Consider the following 26,317-nt stretch of genomic DNA (forward strand, 5'->3'; position numbering starts at 1 on the left):
CCCCTACTCCTCCCCGATCGCGCCTTCCTCATAGGCGGCGAAGGTGGCGGCGGTGATGATCTCGCTGACCGAGGCGCCGAGGCTGACGATCTGGACCGACTTCTCGAGGCCGACCAGCAGCGGGCCGATCACGGTCGCGCCGCCGAGCGCCTGCACCAGCCGGGTCGAGATGGCCGCCGAGTGGATGGCCGGCATGACCAGAACATTGGCGTGGCCCGACAGCCGCATGAAGGGGTAGGCCGCGCGCTGCTCGGGATCGAGCGCCAGTTCGGGCGGCATCTCGCCCTCGTATTCGAAGTCCACGCCGCGGGCGTCGAGGATGCGGATGGCCTCGCGCACCTTTTCGGCGCGGTCTCCGGGCGGGTTGCCGAAGGTCGAATAGCTTAGGAAGGCCACGCGCGGCGTCTTGCCCAGTTTGCGGACGGTCTCGGCCGCCTGGATGGCGATCTCGGCCAGTTCTTCCGCATTCGGAAGTTCGTGGATCGAGGTGTCGGCGACGAACAGAGTGCGGCCCTTGGCGAGCAGGATCGACAGGCCGATCATCCGCTCCTTGACGTCGAGGACCCGGCGGACCTCCTTCAGCACCATGTTGAAGTTGCGGGTCACGCCGGTGACCATGCAGTCGGCCTGGCCGCGGGCGCACATGGCGGCGGCGAAATAGTTGCGGTCCTGATTGATCATCCGTTGCACGTCGCGGCGTAGATAGCCCCGGCGCTGCAGGCGCTCGTAGAGCCAGTCCGTGTAGTCGGCGTTGTGCTCGGACACCCGGGCGTTGACGATCTCGATCGCCATTTCGTCGAAGTTCAGACCGGCCTCGGCGGCGTTCTTGCGGATCAGTTCTTCGCGGCCCAGCAGGATCGGCGTGCCCAGCTCGGCCTGTTTGAAGCCCCAGGCCGCGCGGATCACGGAGGTCTCCTCGCCCTCCGCGAAGACGACGCGCTTGTTCGGCGCGGCGCGGACGGCGCCCGAGATGTTCTGCATCAGGGCGGCGGACGGATCGAGGCGCGACCGCAGCCGCGTCCGGTATTCGTCCATGTCCTCGATCGGCTTGCGGGCGACGCCGGTGTCCATGGCGGCCTGGGCCACGAAGGGCGGGATGTACCAGATCAGGCGCGGGTCGAACGGCGTCGGGATGATGTAGTCGCGGCCGAACTTCAGCTTGCGGCCGCGATAGGCGGCGGCGACCTCGTCCGGCACGTCCTCCCGGGCGAGGGCGGCGAGGGCCTGGGCGCAGGCGACCTTCATTTCGTGATTGACCCGCCGGGCGCGCACGTCGAGCGCGCCGCGGAAGATGTAGGGGAAGCCGAGGACGTTGTTGACCTGGTTGGCGTAGTCGGACCGGCCGGTGGCGATGATGGCGTCGGAACGGACCGACTGAACGTCTTCCGGGGTGATTTCCGGGTCGGGGTTGGCCATGGCGAAAATGATCGGATTGGGTGCCATGGAGGCGACCATCTCCTTCGTGATCGCGCCCTTGGCGGACAGGCCGATGACGACGTCGGCGCCGACCATCGCCTCTTCAAGCGTGCGCAGATGGGTGTCGGTGGCGTGGGCCGCCTTCCACTGGTCGACGTTGGCGCGGCCTTTGTAGACGACGCCCTCGCGGTCGATGATGACGGTGTTCTCGGCGCGCACGCCGGCGGCCTTCATCAGGCCGATCGAGGACAGGCCGGCGGCGCCGGCGCCGGTCAGGACGACCTTGAGGTCCTCCAGCTTCTTGCCGGCGATATGGGCGGCGTTGATCAGGCCGGCCGTCGAGATGATGGCGGTGCCGTGCTGGTCGTCGTGGAAGACGGGGATGTCCAGCAGGTCCTGCAGCTGGGCCTCGATCTCGAAACATTCCGGAGACTTGATGTCCTCCAGATTGATGCCGCCCCAGGTGTCGCCGATGTTCTTGACGACGGTGATGAACTCGTCGGGGTCGGTGGTCTTCACCTCGACGTCGAAGCTGTCGACGTCGGCGAAGCGTTTGAACAGGACGGCCTTGCCCTCCATCACCGGCTTGGACGCCATATGGCCGAGGTTGCCCAGCCCGAGGATGGCCGTGCCGTTGGATATGACGGCGACCAGATTGCCCTTTGATGTGTAGTCGTAGGCCTTGTCGATATCGGCCGCGATGGCCAGCACCGGCACGGCCACGCCGGGCGAATAGGCCAGCGACAGGTCGCGCTGGGTCGCCATCGGCTTGATCGGCGCCATGGAGATCTTGCCCGGGGCGGGGAGGCGGTGGAAGTCCAGCGCGTCTTCGTCGGAGAAGGTCTGCTTGTCGGTCAGGTCGGGCATCGGGCTCTCTGGGCTGCCTGCCGTTCCTAGTAGCCCCGGCTCCCCGGGACAACCGCGCAGGCGCGACCTAAGGTCCGGTGACGGGCAGGTGGCGGGCGAGGAAGGCCTCCATCTCCGTCAGCACCAGCGCCTCGTTCTTCATCGACCAGCCGTTGTGCCCCTCATGTTCCAGCTCGACGAGCTTCACATCGGCGCCGGCCCGCCGCAGGGCGCGCTCCATGTCCTTCGACTGATCGAACGGAACCAGTTCGTCGTCCGATCCGTGGATCAGGAGGGTCGGCGGGCGCCAGCCCTCGACATGGCGAACGGGCGAGGTCGCCTCCAGTCGCGCACGATCAGATCCCGGATCACCGATGGAACGAAGCCAGTAGGCGTAGGCGTCCGAGTCGTCGCCATTCACCCGCCGGGCATGAGCCATGAGGGCCGGAAGATCGCTGACGCCCGCGAGGGAGACGACGCAGCGATACAGGTCGGGCTGGGTCGCGCCCCCCCATAGCGCGGCGTATCCGCCGTAGCTCGCTCCGAGGATGCATACGCGAGAGCGGTCGACCAGACCCTCACGGACCATCTGCTCGACCCCGGCGGTGATGTCCTCCTGCATGCGACCGCCCCACTGGCCGTATCCCGCGACGGCGAAGTCGCGGCCCATGCCGGATGAGCCGCGGAAGTTGGGCTGGAACACCTGGTAGCCGCGGCTGGCGAGGAACTGCGCCCATCGATCATAAGTCAGCTGGTCGCGGGCCTCGGGGCCGCCGTGAGGCATGACAATCAGCGGAGCGGCGGATCCCGTGTCGTTGGCGGGCCGCGTCAGATAGCCGAACAGGGAGGCGCCATCGGCACTTCTGTAGTCGTAGCGGAACGCCCGGCCGAGGCCGGTCTCCGGCAGGCCCGCATAGGCGGCCCCGATCGGCTCCAGCCGCGTCTCGGCGACCCGGTACAAATAGAAGGCGCCGGGATTGTGGGGCCGTGTGACCTCCAGCGCCCAGACGTCGCTGTCCTGGGAGCGCGAGACGATCTGCACGCCCGCGTCCTCGCCGAAATGTCGGCGCAGGCTCGTCATGGTCGCCTCCTGTCCGGTGTCGTTGAAGGCGCAGCGGAAGGTGTCGGCCACGACGCACCCGCCGAGGAAGGCGTTGGTCTCGAGATCGATGACGATGCCCGCGGCGTCGTACTGCGGGTCCCGCCAGATCGCAGGGCCGAGCGTCCGGCTGCGGAAGTCGTAGACATGGACGCCGGAGATCGATTCGGCGTCGTCGTCCTCCGGCCTTACGATGGCATAGACCTGCCCGGGCTCCTCCGCCGCCCCGATGAAGGCGTAGTCCGGCAGATCGCGGATCTCGTCCTTCTTCAGGCGGAAGACCTCGGCCCAGCGGCCGTCCTCGCCCCGCGCCTCCATCACCAGAACGCGATCCAGCACGCCCCGGCGCACCGTTCGGCCCACCACATTCCCGTCCCGGTCCGTAACGTAACTGAGCGCCCGGCGGTCGCCGTTCTCCACCTGCTCGGCCTCGCCGGTCAGGACATCAATGCGGGCGACGTCCAGACCGTTGTCGGTATAGGTCATCAGAATGTGACCCGGATCGTGCGGCAGCATATCCAGCACCGGTCCAGGCCGGCCGTCCCGCGTGAAGGGCGGCTTGATCTCCACGAAGCCGCTGCCGTCCCGCGCGACCGAGAACAGTCCCTGCCCGTAACGCCAGTTCCGGATGTCGCCATCGGCGTCGTTGCCGTCCCTGTCGATATCCAGAAGCGTCATCCGGACGATGAGCCGGTCCTCGCCCTTCCATCGGAACCAGTCGATGAACTGGCCGCCGAAGGCCTCGTTGGCCGTGCTGCCCATGACGGCAGTCGCGGTGCCTTCCTGAAGGTCGGTCACCACCACATTGCGCACGTCGCCCGTGCGGCTGATGACCGCGAGATACCGGCCCGACGGCGACAGGGCCGGGCTCGACAGCACGGGCTCCGCGGTGAACTCGGCGATGCTCGGCGGCGCCGTTCGCTCCTGCGCCTGGACGGAAACGCCGGCCAGCGTCACCGCCGTCACGGCCGCCAGAATCAGTCCCCTGCCGGTCATCGCCCGCCCCCTCATTGCTATCGCAGCGTGCCGGTGCCCTCGATCTCGACCGGCCCGGTCATGAATACGTGGCCTGAACTCTCGTCCCAGTCGATGACCAATTCGCCGCCGTCGGCTTCGATGACAGCGTGACGGCCGGTCAGACCGCGGCGGGCCGTAGCCACCAGGGCCGCGCAGGCGCCGGTGCCGCAGGCCTTGGTCAGGCCGGCGCCGCGTTCCCAGACGCGCAGGCGGATGCGGTCGGGGGCGAGGACGTTGGCGAAGCCGACGTTGACGCCTTCGGGGAAGAGGGGGTGGTGCTCGACCAGCGAGCCCGAGCCGCGGACGAAGCCGTCGTCCTGCCGGTCGGTGAAGAAGACCACATGCGGATTGCCCATCGAGACGGCGCCGGGCGTGTGCAGGATCGGGGCGTCGATGGGGCCGACCTGAAGCTCTATGCCACGGGTGTCCATTTCCTCGGCCAGCGGCACATCGGTCCAGTCGAGACCGGGTGGGCCCATATCGACCCGAACCTGATGAAGGCCGGCGCGGCTGGCCGTCGTCGGGCCGCCGAGGGTGTCGATGACGACCGTGTCCTTGCCGGTCGATTCCATCAGCAGCCAGCCGACGCAGCGCAGGGCGTTGCCGCAGGTCTCGACCTGACCGCCGTCGGCGTTCCAAACGCGCATGAAGGCGTCGGCCCTGTCTGACGGTTCGATGGCGATCAGCTGATCGCAGCCCTGCCCGCTGTCGCGGTCCGCGATGGCGCGCGCCTGATCGGCCGTCGGGGCGAACGGCGTCTCCAGCGCATTGACGACGACGAAGTCGTTGCCGGCGCCATTCATGCGGACGAAGGGACGGGTCGCGGAGTGGGTCATCGCAGGCCGATATAAGCCTTGCCGGTTCCTTGCGCGAGCGACGCGCGTTATCGCTGGACCATGAGCCGCTCCAGACCCGTTTCCGCGAACGCGCCGAAAGCCGAGGGCATGCGCCTGAGGGCGCGGTTGCGGTATTTCTACCATGGCTCGTCGCCGATGGCGGTGCGGTTCCGGCTGGCCGTCATCGTCATCGATTTCGCTATCATCGGCTTCTTCCTCGCCGCGCCGATCCTGCATGAGGCGGGGCTGGTCTTCTACGTCGTGGATTATCTGATCGCGGCCGTGCTCGCCGCCGATCTGGCGGCGCGGGCCTATGCCCATACCGACTGGAAGGACTGGCTGAAGAAGCCGGTGGTCTGGGTCGACCTGCTGGTCCTGGCGACGCTTCTGTTTCCGGCTTGGCTGTTCAATTTCGGCTTCCTGCGCCTGCTGCGCCTGTGGACCCTGCTGAACTCGGACTTCTTCTGGCGCACCGTCGGTCACAAGTGGGACGACACCCGGGTCGAGGAGATCACCCGGGCGCTGGCGGCGCTGGTGACCTTCATCTTTGTGGTGACCGGCTTCGTCTATGCGACGTTCCGGAACCGGCACGACGGGATCAGCGGCTATCTGGACGCGCTGTATTTCACCGTCGCCACCCTGACGACGACCGGTTTCGGCGACATCACCCTGCCCGGAAACTGGGGGCGGCTGCTGTCGATCGTGGTCATGCTGACGGGCATCACCCTGTTCCTGCGGCTGGCCCAGACCCTGTTCAAGCCGCACAAGGTCCGCTTTCCCTGCCCGACGTGCGGCCTGCAGAAGCACGATCCGGACGCGGTGCACTGCAAGGCCTGCGGCGAGACGCTGTGCATTCCGGACGAGGGGAGCTGAAGGGGGAGGCGGGATCGACAAACCGTCTTGTAGCCGACCCTCCGCCCGGTAAGGTGCCGCCCGACCAATCCGTCGGGGAATGCCAACAATGATCCGCACCGCCGCGCTCGCCGCGCTTCTCGCCTCCACCGCCCTTTCGAGCGCCGCCATGGCCCAGACTTCTACGCCCGCCCCCGCGCCTGCCGAAGCGTCCGGCGGCGGCTTCGCCACGTCGGAGGCGACCGATCCGTATCTGTGGCTGGAAGAGGTCGACGGCGAACGGGCCATGGCCTGGGTCAACGCTCACAACGAGCATTCGCTGGGCGTGCTGCGCGGCGATCCGCGCTACGAGACCCTGCACCAGCAGGCGCTGGAGATCGTCCAGTCGCGCGACCGCATCCCCTCGCCGGGCTTCAACCACGACGGCACGATCGACAATTTCTGGCAGGACGCGGGCCATGTGCGCGGCGTCTGGCGGACGACGACGCTGGACAGCTACCGCTCGGCCGAGCCGCAGTGGGAGACGGTGCTGGACATCGACGCCCTGTCGGCCGCCGAGGGCAAGAACTGGGTCTACAAGGGCGGGAGCTGCCTGCCGCCGGACGAGACGCGCTGCCTGATCTCGCTGTCGGACGGCGGCAAGGACGCGGTCACGGTGCGCGAGTTCGACCGCTCGACCCGGACCTTCGTCGAGGGCGGCTTCGTCCTGCCGGAATCCAAGGGCGGGGCGTCGTGGGTCGACGCGGACACCCTGCTGATCTCGCGCGACTTCGGACCGGGATCGATGACGACCTCGGGCTATCCGATGATCGTCAAGGTGCTGAAGCGCGGCCAGAGCATCGATCAGGCGCAGACGGTGTTCACCGGCCAGCCGACCGACGTCTCGGTCTCGGGCTACACGCTGCGGGACGCGGACGGCGTCATCCGCGCGACGCTGATCAACCGCGGGATCAATTTCTATGAGGGCGAGACGCACCGGCTGAACGCCGACGGCTCGACCACGAAGCTGGAGCTGCCGGCCAAGTCCAGCATCAACGCCCTGGTGCAGGGCCAGCTGGTGGTGACCACGGATCAGGACTGGACCGCGCCGTCGGGACAGTCGTTCCGTACCGGCGACGTCATCGCCTGGAACCTCGACCGCTGGCTGGCCGATCCGGCGACGCCGGCGCAGCTGGTCATCCGTCCGGGCGAGCGGGAGGCCATCGAGGGCATCTCCAACACCCGCAACAAGCTGGTCGTCGCGCTGTACGAGAACGTGCGCGGCTCGGTCTATGTCTATGAGCCCAATCCGTCGGGCGAGTGGGGTCGGACGCGACTGGACCTGCCGCAGAACGTCACCGTCGGCGTGGGTTCGGCCAGCGAGCGCGACGACAAGGTGTTCGTCAGCGTGGCCGGCTATCTGAACCCGTCCAGCCTCTATCTGGCGGATGCGGCGGCGGGATCGGCCGACGTGGTCAAGTCGCTGCCGGCCAAGTTCGACGCCACTGGCATGGAGGTCGAGCAGTTCGAGGCGACCTCGGCCGACGGGACGAAGGTGCCCTATTTCGTCGTTCACCGCGGCGACATGGCCATGGACGGGTCGAACGCGACGCTGCTGTACGGCTACGGCGGCTTCCAGTCGTCGCTGCTGCCCGGCTATTCGGCCACGGTCGGCAAGCTGTGGCTCGAGCGGGGCGGGGTCTATGTCGTCGCCAACACCCGCGGCGGCGGCGAGTTCGGGCCGCGCTGGCACCAGGCGGCGCTGCAGGAGAACCGGCAGCGGGCGCACGAGGACTATCAGGCCGTGGCGCTGGACCTGATCGCACGCAACATCACCTCGCAGCCGAAGCTGGGCATCATGGGCGGCTCCCAGGGCGGGCTGTTCATGGGGGCGATGCTGACCCAACGGCCGGACCTGATCAACGCGGCGGTCATCCAGGTGCCGCTGTTCGACATGCTGCGCTTCCACAAGCTGCTGGCCGGCGCCTCGTGGATCGCGGAATACGGCAATCCGGACGTGCCCGAGGAGCGGGCGTGGATCGAGCGCTATTCGCCGTATCAGAACCTGCGCGCGGGCCAGCCCTATCCGGAGGTGTTCATCCACACCTCGACCAAGGACGACCGGGTGCATCCGGGCCACGCCCGCAAGGCGGCGGCGCGTCTGGAGGAACTGGGCTATCCGGTGCTGTTCTACGAGAACACCGACGGCGGCCACGCGGCGGGCGCCAACCTGCAGGAAACGGCCCGGCGGCTGGCGCTGGAATACACCTATCTGACCCGGCGGCTGATGGATCAGCCGGCGGCGGAATAGATCGTCCGGCGGCGGACGAAATCCTCGTATTGCGGAGTTTGAGATGAACCGACTGATCCTGTCCGTTGCGATACCGGCCTTGATGCTGGCCGCGTGTTCGACCGCCGGCGCGCAGAACGCGACCTGCGCCGACTGCGGGACCGGTGCGCTGATCGTCCAGACTCCCCCGCCGCACATGCCCGCCGATCTGACCCCCGCCGGTGTGCGGGCCGCCGACGATCATCTGGCGCTCGAGGAGGTCAACGGCGCGGAGGCCATGACCTTCGTCCGGACCGAGAACGAGCGGTCGCTGGCCGCCCTGACCGGCGACCCGCGCTACGAGACCTTCCGCCGGCAGGCCGAGACCATCCTGACGGCGACGGACCGGATCCCGGGGCCGAGCTTCCTCGGCGAGGGGATCGGCAATTTCTGGCAGGACGCGGCCAATCCCAAGGGGATCTGGCGGCGCACGACGCTGGATAGCTACCGCTCGGCGAATACGCGGTGGGAGACGATGCTCGACATCGACGCCCTGTCGAAGGCTGAGGGCAAGGACTGGGTGTGGAAGGGCGCGGACTGCCTCGCGCCGGACGAGACCCGCTGCCTCGTCAGCCTGTCGGACGGCGGCAAGGACGCCGTTGTGGTGCGGGAGTTCGACACCTCCACCGGACTGTGGGTCGAGGACGGCTTCATCCTGCCCGAGGGCAAGCACCGGCTGGAATGGCTGGACCGGGACACGCTTCTGGTCGCGACGGATTTCGGGCCGAACACACTGACTGAGTCAGGTTATCCTTACATCGTGAAATCGCTGAAGCGCGGCCAGACGCTCGCGCAGGCGACGGAAGTGTATCGCGGCGATCAGGGCGACGGCGGCTACGGGGTCAGCCCGAGCGTGTTCCGCGACAAGGATGGCGCTGTTCAGGCCGTGATCATATCCCGCCCGCTGGACACCTTCCGGTCGGAGACGTGGGAACTGGTCGACGGCAGGCCGGTGAAGCTGGAGCTGCCGCAACGGGTCAGCGTCTACGGCGTCCAGGGCGGGTCCTTCATCCTGTCTCCGGACGAGGACTGGTCACGGCCCGGCCGTGACTACAAGGCGGGCTCGCTGCTGGCGATCTGCATTGCCTGCGTGCGGGCGACGGATGGACCCGGGGTTATTTCCAACCAGGCCGATACGATCTTCGTGCCGAGCGACCGCCAGTCGATCAGCGACGTGAGGGTGATGCACGATCGCGTGGTGGTCGGCATTTCGGACAATGTCGTCGGCCGTCTGGCGGTGTTCCAGAACCGCGGCGAATGGGGCTGGCCCCGTACCGACATCGCCGTGCCTGACAACGTCGACGTCTCGCTGGGCGATTCATCGAAATCGCGCGGCGAGATCTTTGTTTCGACCCAAGGCTTCCTGACCTCGCCGACCCTGAGCCTCGCCTCGGTCAATGCCGCCGCCCTGACCCAGCTCCGCTCCGCCCCCGCCCGCTTCGACGCGTCGACCCACGTCGTCGAGCAGTTCGAGGCGACGTCGTCGGACGGGACGAAGATTCCGTATTTCGTGGTGCGGCCGCGCGATCTGGTGATGGACGGCCATGCGCCGACGATCATCTATGGCTACGGCGGGTTCCAGGTGTCCAAGCCGCCGATCTACATCCCCGAGATGGGCAAGCTGTGGCTCGAGAACGGCGGCGTCTACGTCAACGCCAACATCCGCGGCGGCGGCGAGTTCGGACCGCAGTGGCACCAGTCGGTGCTGAAGGAAAACCGGCAGCTGGCGTTCGACGACTATGCGGCGGTCGCGCGAGACCTGCAGCAGCGGGGCATCACGAGCCCGCGCCGAACCGGCATCTATGGCCGCTCGAACGGCGGGGTCCTGACCTCGGTGGCGGTGACGCAGCATCCGGAGCTGATCCATGCGGCGGTGATCGAGAGCCCGCTGATCGACATGCTGCGCTATCACGAGCTGCCCGCGGGCGCCTCCTGGATCGGCGAATACGGCGACCCGCGCGTGCCCGAAGAGGCGGCGTATATCGCGCGCTATTCGGCCTATCAGCAGCTTCGTCCGGGTGCGGACTATCCGCGCGTCTACATCACGACGAACACGCGCGACGACCGGGTGCACCCCGGCCACGCCCGCAAATTCGCGGCCCGGCTGGACGATATGGGCTACGACCACCTGTATTACGAAGAGACGGCGGGCGGGCATTCGAACGACGCCGATCCGGTGGCCAACGCCCGTCGCTGGGCCCGGCATTACGTCTATCTGGCGCAGCAGCTGATGGACTGAGGCGTCAGGCGGGTTCGACCAGTTTGAGCTTGGCGGGCTTCTTCGGCTTGCTCGCCTTCTTCGCCAGCTTGTCGGCCTTTTTCGCGTCGCGGGCGGCCTTCTTGGCGGCCTTCGCTTCGGCCCTGGCCTTGTCGGGCGCGGCGTCGGCCTCGCCGGCAAGGTCGGCGAGCAGGGCGAGGAAGCCGTCGCGCTTGCCCTTGGGCAGCAGGGCCATGATGCGTTTGTCGGCGGCCTCGACGCGGGGGCGGGCGGCCTCCAGCGCGGCGGCGCCCGCCTCGGACAGTCGCACCGCCTTGGCGCGGGCGTCGACGACCGAGCGCTCGCGGTCCAGCAGGCCCTTGGTGGTCATCCGGGCGACGAGGTCGGCGAGGGTCGAGCGGTCAATGCCGGTGGCGCGAACCAGATCGGTCTGGGTCAGCCCGGCCTTGTGCGAGACGGCCTCCAGCACGGCGAACTGGCGCTGGGTCAGGCCGTCAGGGCCGGCCTCCTCGGAATAGATGTCGAGCGCCAGCTGGAGCGCGCGGTGCATCAGATGGCTGGGCGAGGCGGCGAGGCCGCTCCGCTTCGCTTTCGAGCCCGACTTGACCATCGACCGTATCCCTTCGGTTGCAAGGCATAGCTAGCAGCCGCGTTTTACGGTTTGACGACGGACGATCCGCGAACGCCGGAAGCCCGGCCAAGGGCGCGTGATCAGGGAGCCCGGTCGGGCTCGGCCGGGGCCATGGGATCGACCGGCGCGTCGGTCGAGGTCAGGTTGCGCAGGATCAGCGGCACCTGCGACAGGCCGAAGACCGAGGAGGCGATCCACAGCACGCCGCGGAAGCTGACCCAGACGTCGGCCGGGTCGACATCCCCGCGGCCGATCCGCGCTGCGGCCCAGGCGACCAGGGCCTCGCTGCGCACCAGCTCGTTGACGATGGCGACGCAGAGGAAGAACAGGCCGTAGCGGAAGGTCAGGATGCGCCACGCCCGGTCGTTGATCGGAATGACGGAGCCGAGCAGATGCCGCAGGGGCTGTTTGCCCATGGCCAGACCACCCAGGAGGGCGACGGCGAGGGAGGCGTTGAGCACCGTCACCTTGACCTTGACCCACAGGCCGTCGCCGGTGAGCAGGGTCAGCAGGCCAAAGACGAGGGCGAAGCCGCCGACGATCAGGGGCATCAGGGCCAGCCGCTTCTCGACCACCAGACCAACGACGACGGCGACGGCTGAGCCCGCGACCAGCGCCCAGGTCGCCTGCACCAGGGCTTCGTCGCCGGTCATTCCGCGCAGGCGCAGCACGAGGAAGGCAAGGCCGAAGGCCAGCAGGCCGCCGAAATCGACCAGCTGGCGCAGGTTCGATTCCTTCTGCGGAGGCGCGGCGGGGACGGTGGTGTCGGGCTCGGTCATGCGTCAGTCCTCGAGTCCCACCAGCGAGCGTGAAAAGGCCCGGGCGTCGAACGGTTGCAGGTCCTCGATTCCTTCGCCGACGCCGATCAGCTTGATGGGGGCATCGGATGCCTGGGCCACCGGCACCAGAACGCCGCCACGGGCGGTGCCGTCCAGCTTGGTCATGACGATGCCGGAGACATAGGCGATGCGGCCGAAGATCTTCTCCTGCTCCAGCGCATTGCGGCCGACGGTGGCGTCGAGCACCAGCAGGGTCTCGTGCGGAGCGTCGGGATCGACCTTCTTCAGAACCCGGACGATCTTGAGCAGTTCGTCCATCAGGGCGGACTTGTTCTGCAACCGGCCGGCGGTGTCGATCAGGACGACGTCGAAGCCTTCGGCCTTCGCGCGCGTGTAGGCGTCGAAGGCCAAGCCGGCTGGATCGGCTCCGTCGCGGCGGCTCTCGAAGGTCGCGCCGGCGCGTTCGGCCCAGACCTTGAGCTGTTCTCGGGCGGCGGCGCGGAAGGTGTCGCAGGCCACGATCATGACCTTGGCGCCCTGACCCGTCAGGTCGGCGGCGATCTTGCCCAGCGTGGTCGTCTTGCCCGAGCCGTTGACGCCGACGAACAGGGTGACGAAGGGGCGGGGTCCGTCCAGCGGCTCGAACCGGGCCTCGTGATTGACCAGTTCGGCGGCGACGGCTTCCGCCAGCGCCTCCTTGACCTCACGCTCATTGGCGCCCGCGCCGAAGCGCAGCTCGCGGAAGCGGGCGACGATGCGGTCGGTCGCGGCCGGGCCGAGGTCGGATTCGAGCAGATGCTCTTCCAGCCCTTCGAGGGCGGCTTCGGACAGGGGTTCCTTGACGAAGGCGGCGACGACCTGCTCGGTCATCTGCTTCGAGGAGCGGGACAGGCCCTCGCTCAGGCGGGACAGCCAGCCCTTTTTCGGCGCGTCGTTCATGAAGCGGGCTTAGCCGACCATGCGAACGCCGTCACCCATTCCATTCGCCGCTCATCCCCGCGAAGACCGCACCGGCTCCGGGGAGCCAGTTCTTTGGCTGCGCCGTTTAGGCCTGTATGAGCATAAGGCGGTGTCCAGCCGCCTGGCGCTGGACAGTACTGGATCCCTGCCTTCGCGGGGATGAGCGGAAAGACTGATGGCCGACACGCACCCGTTCCACTCCCCCACCACCCACGGCTTCGTCCGCGTCGCGGCGGCGACGCCGGTGGTGCACACGGCCGATCCTGTCGCAAACGCCGACGAGCACATCGCCCTGATCCGGCAGGCGGGGGAGCAGGGGGTGGACCTGCTGGTCTTCCCCGAACTGAGCCTGAGCGCCTACGCCATCGACGATCTGGTGATGCAGGGCGCGCTGCTGGACGAGGTGGAGCGGCAGATCGGACGGCTGGCGCCGGTGACGGCGGAGACGGGCGTCGTGGCGGTGATCGGTGCGCCGCTGCGCCGCGAGGACCGGCTCTATAACTGCGCCGTGGTGCTGGGGAACGGCCGCATTCTCGGCGTTCTGCCCAAGACCTATCTGCCGAACTACCGCGAGTATTACGAGAAGCGCTGGTTCTCGGCGGGCGGGGACGTATCGAGCCGGGACGGCGACCTGACCGTGGCCGGCGAGGAGGCACCGTTCGGGGTCGATCTGGTGTTCGAGGCGCCGAACCGGCCGGGCTTCGTGTTCGGCGTGGAGATCTGCGAGGACTACTGGGCGCCCCTGCCGCCGTCGACGCGTCAGGCGCTGTCGGGCGCGCGCATCCTGCTGAACCTGTCGGCGTCCAACATCGTCATCGGCAAGGCCGACGAGCGGGCGTTGCTCTGCGCCAGCCAGTCGGCGCGGGCCATGGCCGCCTATGTCTTCGCCGCCTCGGGCTGGGGCGAGAGCACCACCGATCTGGCCTGGGATGGACAGGCGACCATCCACGAGCTGGGCGCGCGTCTGGCCGACGGCGAGCGGTTCGCGCTGGAAAGCCATCTGACCGTGGCCGACATCGACGTCGAGCGGATCGGTCTGGACCGGCTGCGCAACGGCACCTTCGCCGACTGCGCCCGCGACGAGCTGGACGGCTATCTGTTTGAACGGGTCCTGTTCGATGCGCGCGAGACGCCGGCGGCCGGCGACCTGATCCGCCCCCTCGACCGCTTCCCCTTCGTGCCGGACGACGAGAAGCGGCTGGATCAGGACTGCTACGAGGCGTTCAACATCCAGGTGCAGGGGCTGATGCGGCGGCTGAAAGCGACCAATGGCGAGCGGATCGTCATCGGCGTCTCGGGCGGGCTGGATTCGACCCATGCCCTGCTGGTGGCCTGCCGCGCCTTCGACCGGCTGGGCCTGCCGCGCACCGGCATCCTCGGCTACACCATGCCCGGGTTCGCGACGTCCGAGGGGACGAAGTCGAACGCCTGGGCGCTGATGAAGGCGCTGGGGATCACGGGGGCGGAGATCGACATCCGGCCCGCCGCCGAGGCCCTGCTGCAGGGCATCGGCCACCCCTATGCCAGGGGCGAGGCCGTCTACGACATCACCTTCGAGAACGTGCAGGCGGGCTTGCGGACCGACTATCTGTTCCGGCTGGCCAACCAGAACGGGGCCTTCGTGCTGGGCACCGGCGACCTGTCGGAACTGGCGCTGGGCTGGGCCACCTATGGCGTCGGCGACCACATGAGCCACTACAGCGTCAACGGCGGGGTGGCGAAGACGCTGATGCGGCACCTGATCCGCTGGGTCGCCGACCGCGCGGTGGTCGGCGAGGACGTTGTTCCGATCCTGCGCGGCATCCTCGGCACCGAAATCTCGCCCGAACTGGTGCCGGCCAAAGACGGCAAGATCCAGTCGACCGAGGGGACGGTCGGCCCCTATGCGCTGAACGACTTCTTCCTGTTCTACGTCACCCGCTTCGGCCTGAAGCCGTCGAAGGTGGCCTATCTGGCGCATCAGGCGTGGAAGGATGCTGGGGTGGGCTTCTGGCCCGCGGGCACGCCGGACGCCGAGAAGATCGAATACGATCTGGCCACGATCAAACACTGGCTGCGGAAGTTTCTGGTGCGGTTCTTCCAGACCTCGCAGTTCAAGCGCTCGGCCCTGCCGAACGGGCCCAAGGTGGTCACCGGCGGATCGCTATCGCCGCGCGGCGACTGGCGGGCTCCGTCCGACAGCACGGCCCGGGTCTGGCTCGACGAGCTGGAAGCGAACGTGCCGGACGCCTGATCAGGCGAGGACGGCGAGCACCAGAAGGATCGGGAACAGGGGCAAGGTCACCCGAAGGATAGGGACGAAGAGCCGCGTATGTCTGTCGGTTAGCCGGTAGCGGCGCGAGTAGAGCAGCGGCAGGTCGATCGTCTGGCCGACGCTTGAGAAGCCTCGTGACAAGCCGAAGAGCCGGGGGGTCGATGCAGGCAGGTCGCCGCTCTGCTTCAAGGCGTGAAGCCGCAGGTCGAGATAGAGAAGCAGGGCCAGCGTCACGACAGCGTTGAGAGCCAGCGCGGACCACAGGATCGCGCCGAGCCCCGGCATCAGTCCACCTCGCCCAGGAACGGGAAGATCGCCGCCTTGGCTTCGGGCTCGTCGAGCATGGGGGCGTGGCCAACGCCGGGGACCTCGACATAGTCCATCTTCGGGGCGCGCTTGCGCATCTTGGCGGCGATCGACTCGCTGAGCAGGTCGGAGGTCTCGCCTCGCACCAGCAGCACGGGCCGCGCCTTCGCCAGACGTCCGAACATCGGCCAAAGGTTGGGAACCAGCGCCTTGGCTCCGGCGGCGCGGATCGGCACGGCGATGTCAGGGTCGTAGTCGAGCACCGGCGCGCCCTCGGTTCCGATCCTGAACACCCGCCGCGCGAACGCGTCCCAGTCCGCGTCGGTGTAGTGGGGGAAGGCAATGGCGTTGTGCTGTTTCACATAGGCGGCGGCCTCGGCCCATGACGGGGTGTCGACGGGCTGGCCGGAATAGGCGGCGATGCGCATCAGCCCCTCCTTGGCCACCTCCGGCCCCACGTCGTTGACGATGGCGGCTGCGATGACCTTCGAGCGGATGGCGGCCAGGGCCATGGTGATCAGCCCACCCATGGAGGTGCCGAGGAAGACGGCGCGGGCGATGCCCGCCTGATCCATCAGGGCCAGCACGTCCTGGGCATAGTTGAGCGGCTGGTAGGTCATGGGATCGGGCGCGCGGTCGGACCGGCCCCGCCCGCGCACGTCGATGGCCAGCACCCGGCGACCGCTCTGGGCGATCAGGGGGGCGATGGCCCCGAAGTCGGCCGAGTTGCGGGTCAGGCCGTGGATGGCGATTACCGGCAGCTTCGCGGGACCCGGCGCGGCGGCGTAGTCGCGGGCGAACAGCGACAGGCCGTCGGGGCTGGTCCAGCGGCGTTCGGCGAAGGTCTGGGTCATGCGGGGCTCCGGTCTCTGGCCGGAGTAATTCACCGCCGGGCGAATTGCTTCAATGGCCCAGCAGGTCTTTTACGAAATCATTGAGGTCGCCGCCCTCGAACAGGAAGCCGGGAATGCCGGCGCGGCGGCCCGCCTCAAGGTCCGTGGCCTGGTCGCCGATCAGGAAGGAGCGGGCCGGATCGATATGGTGATCGGCGATGGCGCGCAGGATCATGCCGGGGTTGGGCTTGCGGTCCGGATGGTCGGGGTGGCGGTAGCGCTCGTCCCGCGCCTCGGTGTGGAAGGGGCAGGCGTAGACGGCGCCGATCACCGCCCCCTTCGCCGCCAGCCGGCGCACGATCAGGGCGTTGAAGGCCTTCATCTGCTCTTCGCTGAACAGGCCGCGGGCGACGCCGGACTGATTGGTCACGATCACGCACAGGAAGCCGAGCGTGTTCAGCCGGCGCACGGCCTCGGCGGCGCCGGGCATGAGGCGCAGATGGGCTTCCAGATGGGGGTAGCCGGTATCCTCGATCAGCACGCCGTCGCGATCGAGGAAGACGGCAGGAACGCCGGATGTCATGATGGCCGGGCATACGGCGCCGTACGCGGTCGTTGCAACCCGTCACGGGAAGTGACTTCCGCGGATTTGGCGTGGCCGCGGACGATTTGGTAGGGAGCGCCACCCCGGCGCGGCCTCGACCGCGCGCTCGGAGACTCCCGGCATGACCATCCCCTTCATCGACCTTCAGGCCCAGCGGTTGCGGCTGGGCGGCGCCATCGAGGCGGCCGTGCAGGAAGCCGTCGTCGGCGGCGCCTGGGTGATGGGTCCGCAGGTGCGCCAGTTCGAGGCCGATCTGGCCTCCTTCGGCAAGGCGAAGCACGCCCTGGGCTGCGCCAACGGCACCGACGCCCTGGCCCTGCCGCTGATGGCCTGGGGGCTCGGGCGGGGCGATGCGGTCTTCGTGCCCAGCTTCACCTTCGCCGCCACCGCCGAGATCGTGCCGTGGTTCGACGCCGAGCCGGTGTTCATCGACGTCGATGCGAAGACCTACAACATGGACCCCGGCCATCTGGAGGCGGCCATCGAGGCGACGCTGAAGGAAGGCCGGCTGAAGCCGCGCGTGGTCATCGCCGTCGACCTGTTCGGCCAGCCCGCCGACTATCCGGCGATCAAGGCGATCTGTGACAAATACGGGCTGAAACTGATCTGTGATTCGGCCCAGGGATTCGGCTGCACCATCGGCGGGGAGCATCCGCTGAAATGGGCCGACATCACCACCACAAGCTTCTTCCCGGCCAAGCCGCTGGGCTGCTACGGCGACGGCGGGGCGGTGCTGACCAATGACGACGAACTGGCGCAGCTGATCGATTCCATCCGCGTGCACGGCAAGGCGGTGGCTATCGACCTGAAGGACCGCACCTTCGAGCACGACCCCAAATATCTGAACATGCGCATCGGCCTGAACAGCCGGCTGGACACCATCCAGGCCGCGGTGCTGATCGAGAAGCTGAAGGTCTTCGGTCAGGAGATCGAATGGCGTAACCGCATCGCCGCCCGCTACAACGAGGGCCTGCGCCCGCATGTGGCGGCGGTCCCGGACGTGCCGGCCGGCAATGTCTCCAACTGGGCCCAGTACACCATCGAGCACGAGGACCGGGACGGTCTGGCGGCGCATCTGAAAGAGCAGGGGGTGCCGACGGCGGTCTACTATCCGATCCCGCTGCACCTGCAGCCGGCCTATGAGATGTATCCGCGCGGGCCGCAGGGCCTGCCCGTCACCGAACGGCTGAAGGACCGGGTCATCAGCCTGCCGATGCACTCGGATCTGGACGAGGCGACGCAGGATCGCATCATCGCCGCCGTCGCCAGCTACAAGGCCTGACCGCATGCCCAACTCGATTCCCCCGCTCAAGGTCGGCGTCGCCGGCGTCGGCGTCATGGGCCGCAACCACGCCCGTGTCCTGTCGGACATCCGCGAATTCGACCTGACGGCGGTGTTCGATCCGGACGCGCCGACGGCCGAGGGTGTGGCCTCCCTCTACGACGCGAAGGCCTTCACCACGGCGGACGATTTCGTCGCCGCCGGTCTGGACGCCGCGGTCGTGGCCACGCCCAACCGCCACCACGCGGACCTCGGCGTGGCCCTGCTGAAAAGGGGCGTCCACGTCCTCGTCGAAAAGCCGATCGCCGCCACCGTCGCCGACGCCCAGCGGATGATCGATGCCGCGAAAGCCAGCGACCGGGTCCTGATGGTCGGCCAGGTCGAGCGGTTCAATCCGGCGGTCGAAGCCGTCAAGCGCGCGATCCAGGGCGAGAAGGTCATCTCGATCCAGATCACCCGCGTCGGCCCCTTCCCGCCGCGCATGGGCGAGGTCGGGGTGGTCATCGATCTGGCCGTCCACGACATCGACATCATTCGCCACCTGACCGACAGCGAGATTGTCGAGGTCCAGCCCCAGCTCGCCCGCACCAAGGCCGAGCGCGAGGACACAGCCCTGCTCCAGTTCAGGCTGGAGAACGGGACCATCGCCCACATCACCACCAACTGGGTCACCCCCTACAAGGTCCGCACACTTCAGGTGGCGACCGAAGGCAAGTTCGTGGTCGCCGATCTGATGACCCGTCAGGTCACCGAATATTTCGGCCAGCAGCCCGACGGCAGCTATTCCACGCGCGGCGTGATGAGCTGGCCCAACGAGCCGCTCAAGAAGGAGCTGGAAGCCTTCGCCCACGCCATCCGCACCGGCGAGCCGCCGGCGGTGACCGGGGAGGACGGGCTGCGGAACCTCGAGGTGGCGTTGAGGTGTCTCGGGGAGGGGTGAACCCTCACCGAGGTCGGCGCGTTTCCCGCGCATGACCGAGGTCCCCATCACCCCCGCTCCCGGCGACGACGCTGAACCCGGCGCGCCGGGGACCGGCGAGAACATCTGCCCGGGGTGCAACGGCACGGGGCTGGTCGGCGACCGGCCGTGTCCGACGTGCGAGGGCTCCGGCCGAGTGATCGAGGGCATAGGCGGCGGCTAGCCCACCACCTGCATTCCCAGCCATTCCGCGATCAGCGCCGGTTTCTCGCCGCCGTCTATCTCGACGGTGACCTCGTGCTTGAGCAGCCAGCGGCCGCCGCCCTTGTCTTCCGCAGAGAGCAGTTTGAATCGACCACGCACGTTCGAACCGGCCGGCACGGGGGCGAGGAAGCGGAGTTTGTCGAAGCCGTAGTTGACGCCCATGACCACGCCTTCCAGCGGCGGCACGGCGTCATAGGTCATGGCCGACAGCAGGCTGAGCGTCAGGAAGCCGTGGGCGATCGTGCCGCCGAACGGCGTCTGCGCCGCCGCCACGGGGTCGATGTGGATGAACTGGCGGTCCTCGGTGATCTCGGCGAAGGCGTCGATCCGCGCCTGGTCGACGGTGATCCAGCGGCTGACGCCGATCTCCTGACCAACGAGGCCGGGCAGGTCGGCGACGGGTGTGGGCGTGCCCTTGCGTTCGGTGCGGCTCATGGTCTGGCTCATGGGCGGAGGTCCTCAGGCGATGGGGGTGAAGCGGTCTTCGATGATGGCGGCGAACAGGGACGGATCGACATTGCCGCCCGACAGGACGACGGCGGTGGTCCTGCCCCTCGCCTCGATCCTGCCCGCCAGCAGGGCGGCCAGCGACACCGCGCCACCCGGCTCGACCACCAGTTTCAAGACGCGGAAGGCGTAGCGCACCGCCTCGGCCACCTCGGCGTCGGAGACGGTCTCGATCCGGTCGAGTCTACGGTTGATCGGGAAGGTCAGCTCGCCCGGTCGGTCGGTCATCAGGGCGTCGCAGATCGTGCCCGGCGCGGCCGCATGGGTCAGCCGCTCGCCCGCCGCGAGCGATAGCTGGGTGTCGTTGTAGTGCCGCGGCTCCACCCCGATCACCGGCGTGTGCGGCGACAGGGCCGCCATCGACAGATTGATCCCCGCGATCAGCCCGCCGCCCGAAGCGCCGCAGACCAGCTGGTCCAGCGGAACGGCGCCGAGCGCCTTCGCCTGATCCATGATCTCAAGGCCGACCGTGCCTTGGCCCTCGATGACGAAGGGATCGTCGAACGGGCGCACCAGCACCGAGCCCTTCAAGGCGGCGATCTCCTCGCCGATGGCCTCGCGGCTCTCGGTGTAGCGGTCGTACATGCGGACCTCGCCGCCGAACGCGATGACGCCCTCGACCTTCACCTTCGGGCTGTCGGCCGGCATGACGATGATGGCGGTGGTCCCGACCATCCGCGCCGCCGCCGCCACGGCCTGGGCGTGATTGCCGGACGAATAGGCGACGACGCCGCGCGCCTTCTCATCGTCGGTCAGGCGGCTGATCCGGTTGTAGGCGCCGCGGAACTTGAAGGCTCCCGCCAGTTGCAGGTTCTCGGCCTTGAGCAGGACCCGGCCGCCGACATGGGCGTTTAGCGCGGGGCTTTCGATCAGCGGCGTGCGCACGGCATGGTCGGCGATCTGACGGGCGGCGTCCTGAACGCCGGCGAAGGAGGCGGTGTGCATCCCGGCACTTAACCCGAAGCGTCGCCTCTGCGTAAGGTGGGCCCATGAACCGACTGATCCTCGCCATCGACCAGGGCACCACCTCGACGCGGGCCATCGCTTTCGAATGCGCGCCCGAGGGCGGGCTGCGGCCCGTCGCCGTCAGCCAGATCGAGCTGGCGCAGCATTTCCCCAGGCCCGGCTGGGTCGAGCACGATGCGGCGGAGATCTGGAGCGCGACCCTTCAGACCTGCCGCGAGGTGATCCGCAAGGCCGGGGGCGTCGGCCGGTTCGCCGCCATCGGCATCACCAACCAGCGCGAGACATCGGTGATCTGGGACGCGGCGACCGGCGAGCCGCTGCATAAGGCCATCGTCTGGCAGGACCGGCGCACGGCGGACGCCACCGGACGGCTGGCGGCGGCCGGTCACGAGCCGATGGTGCAGGCGGCGACGGGTCTGATCCTGGACCCCTATTTCTCCGCCTCGAAATTCGCCTGGCTGCTCGACGCCGTGCCCGGTGCGCGCGAGCGGGCGGAGCGGGGCGAGATCAAGCTCGGCACCATAGAGACCTGGCTGATTTGGAAACTGACGGGAGGAGCCAGCCACGTCACCGACGCCACCAACGCCAGCCGCACCTCCCTGATGGACCTTGCCACGCGCCAGTGGCGGCCTGATCTGGCGGCGCTGTTCAATGTCCCTGTGGCGGGACTACCCGAGATCCGGGGCTGCGCGGATCACTTGGGCGACTGCGAGCCGTCGGTGCTCGGCGCGGCACTGCCGATCCACGGCTCGGCGGGCGATCAGCAGGCCGCGCTCGTGGGACATGGAGCCTTGAAGGCCGGCGACGCCAAGATCACCTACGGCACCGGCGCCTTCCTCGTCGCCAATGTCGGTCCCGCGCCCGTCGCCTCGACCAGCCGGCTTCTCGGCACCCTCGGCTACGCCGCCGACGGCCAGGTCGCCTATGCGCTGGAGGGTTCGATATTCTCGGCCGGCTCGGCGATCCAATGGCTGCGCGACGGACTCAAGGTGATTACCGAGTCGCGCCAGTCCGAGGCGATGGCGCAGGGGCTGACGGACAACGGCGGCGTCTATCTGGTGCCCGGCTTCACCGGCCTCGGCGCGCCTTGGTGGGAGCCGGAGGCGCGCGGCACTATCGTCGGCCTGACCCGCGACAGCGGCCCGGCCCAGATGGTGCGGGCGGCGCTGGAATCGCTGGCCTACCAGACGCGTGACCTGCTCGACGCCCTGGCGAAGGACGGCGCTCCGAAGCTGTCGGTGCTCAAGGTCGACGGCGGGGTGACCGCCAACGCCTTCGCGATGCAGTTCGTCGCCGACATCTGCGAGGTCGTGGTCGAGCGGCCCGCCTTCCAGGAAATGACGGCGCTCGGCGCGGCCAAGCTGGCGGCGCTCGGGGTCGGCCTGCTGGGCGATCTGGACGACCATCCGGTCGAGGCTCCCGCCCGCTGGGAGCCGCGCATGGGGGCGGAGGAGCGTGAGCGGCTGCTCAAGGGCTGGCGCGGCGCGGTCAAGGCCGCCATCATCGCCGCGCAATGAGCCAGACCGACCCCGCCGACGATGTCCAGTCCACCTTCTCCGGCACCCGCGAGGTCGATCCCCGCTATGCGCTGGACGAGGCCCGGCTGGGCGGATGGCTGGCGGCGAATGTCGAGGGCTATGCGGGCCCGCTGATCATCCGCCAGTTCAAGGGCGGGCAGTCCAACCCGACCTATGAGCTGGCCACGCCGGGCCGCACATACGTCCTGCGCCGCAAGCCGCCGGGCACGCTGCTGGCCTCGGCCCATGCCGTGGATCGCGAGTTCACCGTCATCTCCGCCCTGCACGCCCAGGGCTATCCGGTGGCGCGGCCGTGGGCCCTGTGCACCGATGATGGCGTCATCGGCTCGATGTTCTACGTCATGGACAAGGTGGAGGGCCGGGTGCTGTGGGACCTCAAGCTGCCGGGGCTCCAGCCCGATCAGCGCCGCCCCATCTATGACGCCCAGGTCGATGCGCTGGCGGCGCTGCACGCCTTCGACCCGGCCGCCATCGGCCTCGGCGACTACGGCCGGCCGGGCAACTATTTCGAGCGGCAGGTCGGGCGCTGGACCAAACAGTACCGGGCGTCGGAGATCGAGCCGATCCCGGCCATGGACCGGCTGATCGAATTCCTGCCCGCGACCCTGCCGCCGGAAGGGCCGACGCGGATCGTCCACGGCGACTTCCGCCTCGACAATCTGATCCTCGCGCCCGACGCGCCGGAGGTGCGGGCGGTGCTGGACTGGGAGCTGTCGACGCTCGGCGATCCGATGGCCGACTTCTCCTACCTGCTGATCGCCTGGGTCATTCCGGCGAGCGCGCGCAACGGACTGGCGGGGGCGGACATCGAGGCTCTGGGCATTCCGTCAGTGGAGCAGACGGTCGAGCGCTACGCGCGGCTGACCGGGGCGGCGCCGCGGAACCTCGACTGGCTGTTCGCCTACAATCTGTTCCGGCTGGCGGCCATCTGCCAGGGCATCGCCGGGCGGGTGCGCGACGGCACCGCCGCCTCGGCCCATGCCAAGACCATGGCGGCGCAGGTGCCGATGCTGGCGGCGGGGGCCTTGTCGTTCGCGAAGAAGGCCGGAGCCTGAAACCCGCGCCTAGTTGGTCAGCACCTGAACGCGGGTCCACAGCGCCCCGCGGTTGACCACATCGACCCTCAGCCGCGCGGGCGCGCCGGGGGCGAGGGTGCAGACCGGATAGTGATCGCCGAGACCGTCCGAGCACAGCACCTTGCCAGAGGCGTCGCGCACGGTGAGGTCGACGTCCGTATCGCCGTCGCCGATGGCCGCCACGCGCAGGATTTCGGCGCCGCGCGCGTCGATGACGAAGCTCCAGCTCTCGCGTGAGCCGAGCCGTTTGACCGTCGACACCGGCCCGTCCCCGAACGGCGACGAGCGCACACCCATGATCGGTGGCGGTGGCGGTGGCGGAGGAGGAGGTGGCGGCGGAGGCGGCGGCGGAGGCGGCGGCGCCGGCGCGGGCTGACCCTGTGCAGGCGGCTCAACGACCGGAGCGGGAGGCGCCAGAAGGTCATCGCGGTCGACGGGGATCACGGGCGGCTCGCGCCCGGTCGCACGGTTGGCCTCGTCCCGATTGATCCGGGAGCCGGTGATCACGACCTCGTCGATCGTCGTCTGTTCGCCGTCCAGCTCGGCCGCCTCCTGCCGGAGACCGGCGGCGGTCAGCACCGCGGCGACGCCGGGATCGCCGCCGCTTCCGGTGCGCAGCGGCACCTCGTCCAGCATGCGGGCGGCCACCCGCAGGGCTTCGGCGTCGCCGCGTTCGCGGCCCCAGGCGGCGAGTTCGGCGGCGACGACCATCTGCGACACGGCGCGGGCTTCGGGCGTCTCGGCGGCGGGCGCGGGCGCTGTCTGCGGCGCGGTCTGGCGGGCCACCGCGCCCGATGTCGGGGCGGTGAAGGCGAGAGCCAGTCCAAGGGTCGTCAGGAGACGGAGCGCCGGTTTCATGCGGTCACCTGTGTCGCCGCCCGGCCACGAGCGGTCAAGCTCCCACTCTCGGCGCGAGGCCGCGGGGTTCGCCAGTGACGAAAGCTGACGACGTCAGCGTGGCGGCAGGACGGCGCCGTTGAGGATGCGCCGGTCCGTCCGGGCCTGAACCAGCACGGCGACGGCCTCGTTGGCGCCGACTCCGGCGGGCAGGGTGTAGAGCGCCGAGCGGCCGCTCCATGTGCCGAGGCTGCGCACCGAGCGGACCACATTCACCTGCCGCACGGTCTGGCCGCGGTTGTCGCCGCTCTGGATTTCCACCGTCTGCGGACCGGGGCGATAGATCACCGCCACCACCTCGGCCCCGCCGGCGGGGGCGCGGCCGGAGCCAACGCCGACGCGGTCGCCGGTCTCGCGGAACTCGATCTCGGGCGGAAAGACACGGCGGGCGGCCTCTTCGTCGACGGCCGCCTTGAGCGCGGCTTCCTGCGCGCCGGCGACCTGACGGCGGCCGTCGATGACGACCTGCGGCGTGCCGACGGAACGCAGTTTCAGCGGGCGGCGGTAGGCGCGCTGGCGCTGGGCGAACTCGGGCCGGGCGAAGGTGTCCTGCCAGCCCAGATAGTCCCAGTAGTCGACGGCGTAGGTCAGGGCGATGACGCCCGGTTCTCCGGCCAGCGCCTCAACCCGGGCATTGGCCTCGAGGCATCCGGCGCAGCCCTGGGCGGTGAACAGTTCGATGACCACGGGCTCGGGCGGGGTCTCTCCACGCGGGGCGCGGGACGAGGCCGGCTGGGCGCTGGACCCGGCCGCGACGGTCGCGGCCAGCAGGGCCGCCGCAGGGATGATCCAGCCCCTCGTGCGCATGGCGCGCACCTTAATCACGGCGGCGGGGCAGGCGCGCCTCATTTTCCCGTGAGGGCTCAGACGCGGATGTCGAGCAGGGATCCGGGGCGCTGCGGCCGGTCTTCGGCGCGGAAGAAATCGGCTGGCGGCGCGGGGCGTGCGACCGGCGCCGCCTTCGCTTCGGCAGGGGCCGCGACACCGTCGAGGGCGGCGCGGAAGAAGTCGGATCGCGAGGCGCGGGCGGGCGAAAGCGGTGCGCCCGGCGTCTGGGTCGGGAACAGGGGCGAGGGGACAGGAGGACGAATCGCGCTCATGCCGACAGGGTTAATGAAATCCGTCGGAAATGGGTTAACGCGCCTTTAGCCGGCGGCCCGTCAGCGCCGGGTGGCGGTCGGCAGCGGGCGCGGCGGGGCCTGGATGGCGGCGACCAGCCGGTCGATCTCGGCCGGGTCCATCAGCGGCGAGGACGACTTGGCCACCACCCTGCCCATGGCGTCGACAGCGAAGGTCTCAGGCGCGCCGGTGATGCCGAGATCGAGCCCGGCGCGCCCCTCGCGGTCGACCAGCACCATGGAATAGGGGTCGCCCAGTTCGTCGAGGAAGGCGCGGGTCTTTGCGGGGTCGTCCTTCCACGCCACGCCGACGACGGCGACGCCGCGGGCCTTGAGCGCCATCAGCTGCGGGTGTTCGAGGCGGCAGGGCGCGCACCAGCTGGCGAAGACATTGATCAGCATCGGCTTGCCGACGCCGGCGGTCTTGAGGTCCAGCACGCCCGGTCCGGCGGCCGCGCCGGTCAGCATGGGCAGGACCGTCTCGGGAACTGACTGGCCGATCAGGGCGTCGGGCCGGTATTCGCTGCTGCGGTTCTCGGCCAGCGACCGCCCGGTGAAGTCGCCCAGCCGCACGGCGGCGAAGGCGATCAGCGCCACAAGGGCGACCAGCGGAATGACGGCAAGCCAGCGGTTCACGGCTCAGTCCTCCGCGTCCAGCCGCTTGAGCTCGGCAGACCAGCGGCGCGAGGCGGCGACGGCGCGCACGGCCAGACCCGCCAGCACCACGGCGCTGATCGCCCAGGCGGGCCAGACGAAGGCGGCGTAGGGGCTCATGTCCAGATCGATCATGC

At 69.0% G+C, this 26,317-nt stretch carries 25 protein-coding genes; 9 read left to right on the forward strand and 16 right to left on the reverse strand.

Annotated elements, in window-relative coordinates:
• Positions 1 to 3 precede the first annotated feature (3 nt).
• From GGQ87_RS05520 to dapF, 3 genes are all read right to left on the reverse strand, one after another.
• Positions 4 to 2,283, reverse strand: coding sequence for an NADP-dependent malic enzyme (locus tag GGQ87_RS05520; protein ID WP_168045677.1), 2,280 nt, complete (start codon positions 2,281 to 2,283; stop codon positions 4 to 6).
• A gap of 67 nt (positions 2,284 to 2,350) precedes the next feature.
• Positions 2,351 to 4,357, reverse strand: coding sequence for an alpha/beta hydrolase family protein (locus GGQ87_RS05525; protein ID WP_168045678.1), 2,007 nt, complete (start codon positions 4,355 to 4,357; stop codon positions 2,351 to 2,353).
• Between the two features lie 17 nt (positions 4,358 to 4,374).
• Positions 4,375 to 5,214 carry a diaminopimelate epimerase gene (gene dapF / locus GGQ87_RS05530; protein ID WP_168045679.1) on the reverse strand — a complete coding sequence of 280 codons (840 nt, stop codon included), beginning with the start codon at positions 5,212 to 5,214 and terminating at the stop codon, positions 4,375 to 4,377.
• Between the two features lie 108 nt (positions 5,215 to 5,322).
• Between dapF and GGQ87_RS05535 the strand changes: the two genes are divergently transcribed.
• From GGQ87_RS05535 to GGQ87_RS05545, 3 genes are all read left to right on the forward strand, one after another.
• A complete protein-coding gene (locus tag GGQ87_RS05535; RefSeq protein ID WP_245161418.1) occupies positions 5,323 to 6,087 on the forward strand; it encodes a potassium channel family protein in 765 nt (254 codons plus the stop codon).
• 88 nt (positions 6,088 to 6,175) lie between these two features.
• The gene (locus GGQ87_RS05540) at positions 6,176 to 8,356 is read left to right on the forward strand and encodes a prolyl oligopeptidase family serine peptidase (protein ID WP_168045681.1); all 2,181 of its coding nucleotides are present in this window, start codon (positions 6,176 to 6,178) and stop codon (positions 8,354 to 8,356) included.
• Between the two features lie 43 nt (positions 8,357 to 8,399).
• Positions 8,400 to 10,613 (forward strand): prolyl oligopeptidase family serine peptidase, encoded by a 2,214-nt coding sequence (locus GGQ87_RS05545; protein WP_168045682.1) that lies wholly within the window; start codon positions 8,400 to 8,402, stop codon positions 10,611 to 10,613.
• Positions 10,614 to 10,617: 4 nt separating this feature from the next.
• On the opposite strand, the gene GGQ87_RS05550 is transcribed toward GGQ87_RS05545, so the two are convergent.
• The 3 genes from GGQ87_RS05550 to ftsY form a co-directional block, all read right to left on the reverse strand.
• Positions 10,618 to 11,202 carry a MarR family winged helix-turn-helix transcriptional regulator gene (locus GGQ87_RS05550; protein ID WP_168045683.1) on the reverse strand — a complete coding sequence of 195 codons (585 nt, stop codon included), beginning with the start codon at positions 11,200 to 11,202 and terminating at the stop codon, positions 10,618 to 10,620.
• A gap of 101 nt (positions 11,203 to 11,303) precedes the next feature.
• Positions 11,304 to 12,002: an inner membrane-spanning protein YciB gene (locus GGQ87_RS05555; RefSeq protein WP_168045684.1), complete on the reverse strand. Its 699-nt coding sequence runs from the start codon at positions 12,000 to 12,002 to the stop codon at positions 11,304 to 11,306.
• A gap of 3 nt (positions 12,003 to 12,005) precedes the next feature.
• Positions 12,006 to 12,941: a signal recognition particle-docking protein FtsY gene (gene ftsY, locus GGQ87_RS05560; protein ID WP_168045685.1), complete on the reverse strand. Its 936-nt coding sequence runs from the start codon at positions 12,939 to 12,941 to the stop codon at positions 12,006 to 12,008.
• 196 nt (positions 12,942 to 13,137) lie between these two features.
• Between ftsY and GGQ87_RS05565 the strand changes: the two genes are divergently transcribed.
• Positions 13,138 to 15,195, forward strand: a complete 2,058-nt coding sequence (locus tag GGQ87_RS05565; RefSeq protein WP_168045686.1) for an NAD(+) synthase — start codon at positions 13,138 to 13,140, stop codon at positions 15,193 to 15,195.
• Here GGQ87_RS05565 and GGQ87_RS05570 read toward each other — a convergent pair whose 3' ends face one another.
• The 3 genes from GGQ87_RS05570 to GGQ87_RS05580 are packed head-to-tail and all read right to left on the reverse strand — an operon-like array spanning position 15,196 to position 16,938.
• On the reverse strand, positions 15,196 to 15,501 hold the full coding sequence (locus GGQ87_RS05570; protein ID WP_168045687.1) for a hypothetical protein: 306 nt from the start codon (positions 15,499 to 15,501) through the stop codon (positions 15,196 to 15,198). It lies immediately after the preceding gene.
• On the reverse strand, positions 15,501 to 16,376 hold the full coding sequence (locus GGQ87_RS05575; protein ID WP_168045688.1) for an alpha/beta fold hydrolase: 876 nt from the start codon (positions 16,374 to 16,376) through the stop codon (positions 15,501 to 15,503). The genes GGQ87_RS05570 and GGQ87_RS05575 overlap by 1 nt, the downstream gene beginning before the upstream one ends.
• A 49-nt stretch (positions 16,377 to 16,425) precedes the next feature.
• Positions 16,426 to 16,938 carry a D-glycero-alpha-D-manno-heptose-1,7-bisphosphate 7-phosphatase gene (locus GGQ87_RS05580; protein WP_168045689.1) on the reverse strand — a complete coding sequence of 171 codons (513 nt, stop codon included), beginning with the start codon at positions 16,936 to 16,938 and terminating at the stop codon, positions 16,426 to 16,428.
• A gap of 142 nt (positions 16,939 to 17,080) precedes the next feature.
• Here GGQ87_RS05580 and GGQ87_RS05585 point away from each other — a divergent pair, with 142 nt between their 5' ends.
• Genes GGQ87_RS05585 through GGQ87_RS05595 form a run of 3 tightly spaced genes read left to right on the forward strand, consistent with a single transcriptional unit; the run spans position 17,081 to position 19,383 of the window.
• Positions 17,081 to 18,241, forward strand: a complete 1,161-nt coding sequence (locus GGQ87_RS05585) for a DegT/DnrJ/EryC1/StrS family aminotransferase (RefSeq protein ID WP_168045690.1) — start codon at positions 17,081 to 17,083, stop codon at positions 18,239 to 18,241.
• 4 nt (positions 18,242 to 18,245) lie between these two features.
• Positions 18,246 to 19,181: a Gfo/Idh/MocA family protein gene (locus GGQ87_RS05590; RefSeq protein ID WP_168045691.1), complete on the forward strand. Its 936-nt coding sequence runs from the start codon at positions 18,246 to 18,248 to the stop codon at positions 19,179 to 19,181.
• A 31-nt stretch (positions 19,182 to 19,212) separates the two neighbouring features.
• Positions 19,213 to 19,383 (forward strand): hypothetical protein, encoded by a 171-nt coding sequence (locus GGQ87_RS05595; RefSeq protein WP_168045692.1) that lies wholly within the window; start codon positions 19,213 to 19,215, stop codon positions 19,381 to 19,383.
• Here the strand turns inward: GGQ87_RS05595 and GGQ87_RS05600 are convergent.
• Both GGQ87_RS05600 and GGQ87_RS05605 read right to left on the reverse strand, forming a co-directional pair.
• Positions 19,380 to 19,871 carry a MaoC family dehydratase gene (locus GGQ87_RS05600; RefSeq protein WP_245161419.1) on the reverse strand — a complete coding sequence of 164 codons (492 nt, stop codon included), beginning with the start codon at positions 19,869 to 19,871 and terminating at the stop codon, positions 19,380 to 19,382. The genes GGQ87_RS05595 and GGQ87_RS05600 overlap by 4 nt on opposite strands.
• A gap of 12 nt (positions 19,872 to 19,883) precedes the next feature.
• Positions 19,884 to 20,876 (reverse strand): threonine ammonia-lyase, encoded by a 993-nt coding sequence (locus tag GGQ87_RS05605; RefSeq protein WP_168045693.1) that lies wholly within the window; start codon positions 20,874 to 20,876, stop codon positions 19,884 to 19,886.
• Positions 20,877 to 20,920: 44 nt separating this feature from the next.
• Here GGQ87_RS05605 and glpK point away from each other — a divergent pair, with 44 nt between their 5' ends.
• Positions 20,921 to 22,414 carry a glycerol kinase GlpK gene (gene glpK / locus GGQ87_RS05610; RefSeq protein ID WP_168045694.1) on the forward strand — a complete coding sequence of 498 codons (1,494 nt, stop codon included), beginning with the start codon at positions 20,921 to 20,923 and terminating at the stop codon, positions 22,412 to 22,414.
• Positions 22,411 to 23,490 carry a phosphotransferase family protein gene (locus GGQ87_RS05615; RefSeq protein ID WP_168045695.1) on the forward strand — a complete coding sequence of 360 codons (1,080 nt, stop codon included), beginning with the start codon at positions 22,411 to 22,413 and terminating at the stop codon, positions 23,488 to 23,490. Before glpK ends, GGQ87_RS05615 begins: the two co-directional genes overlap by 4 nt.
• 9 nt (positions 23,491 to 23,499) lie before the next feature.
• On the opposite strand, the gene GGQ87_RS05620 is transcribed toward GGQ87_RS05615, so the two are convergent.
• The 5 genes from GGQ87_RS05620 to ccmD all read right to left on the reverse strand — a co-directional run bounded on the left by GGQ87_RS05620 (position 23,500) and on the right by ccmD (position 26,315).
• On the reverse strand, positions 23,500 to 24,369 hold the full coding sequence (locus tag GGQ87_RS05620) for a hypothetical protein (protein ID WP_168044689.1): 870 nt from the start codon (positions 24,367 to 24,369) through the stop codon (positions 23,500 to 23,502).
• Between the two features lie 93 nt (positions 24,370 to 24,462).
• Positions 24,463 to 25,215 (reverse strand): DUF1223 domain-containing protein, encoded by a 753-nt coding sequence (locus GGQ87_RS05625; RefSeq protein ID WP_168045696.1) that lies wholly within the window; start codon positions 25,213 to 25,215, stop codon positions 24,463 to 24,465.
• Positions 25,216 to 25,271: 56 nt separating this feature from the next.
• Positions 25,272 to 25,508, reverse strand: a complete 237-nt coding sequence (locus GGQ87_RS05630; protein ID WP_168045697.1) for a hypothetical protein — start codon at positions 25,506 to 25,508, stop codon at positions 25,272 to 25,274.
• 60 nt (positions 25,509 to 25,568) lie between these two features.
• Positions 25,569 to 26,162: a DsbE family thiol:disulfide interchange protein gene (locus GGQ87_RS05635; RefSeq protein ID WP_168045698.1), complete on the reverse strand. Its 594-nt coding sequence runs from the start codon at positions 26,160 to 26,162 to the stop codon at positions 25,569 to 25,571.
• Between the two features lie 3 nt (positions 26,163 to 26,165).
• Positions 26,166 to 26,315, reverse strand: a complete 150-nt coding sequence (gene ccmD / locus GGQ87_RS05640) for a heme exporter protein CcmD (RefSeq protein ID WP_168045699.1) — start codon at positions 26,313 to 26,315, stop codon at positions 26,166 to 26,168.
• Positions 26,316 to 26,317: the final 2 nt, after the last annotated feature.

The sequence above is a fragment of the Brevundimonas alba genome (assembly GCF_011927945.1).
Classification (GTDB): Bacteria; Pseudomonadota; Alphaproteobacteria; order Caulobacterales; family Caulobacteraceae; genus Brevundimonas; species Brevundimonas alba.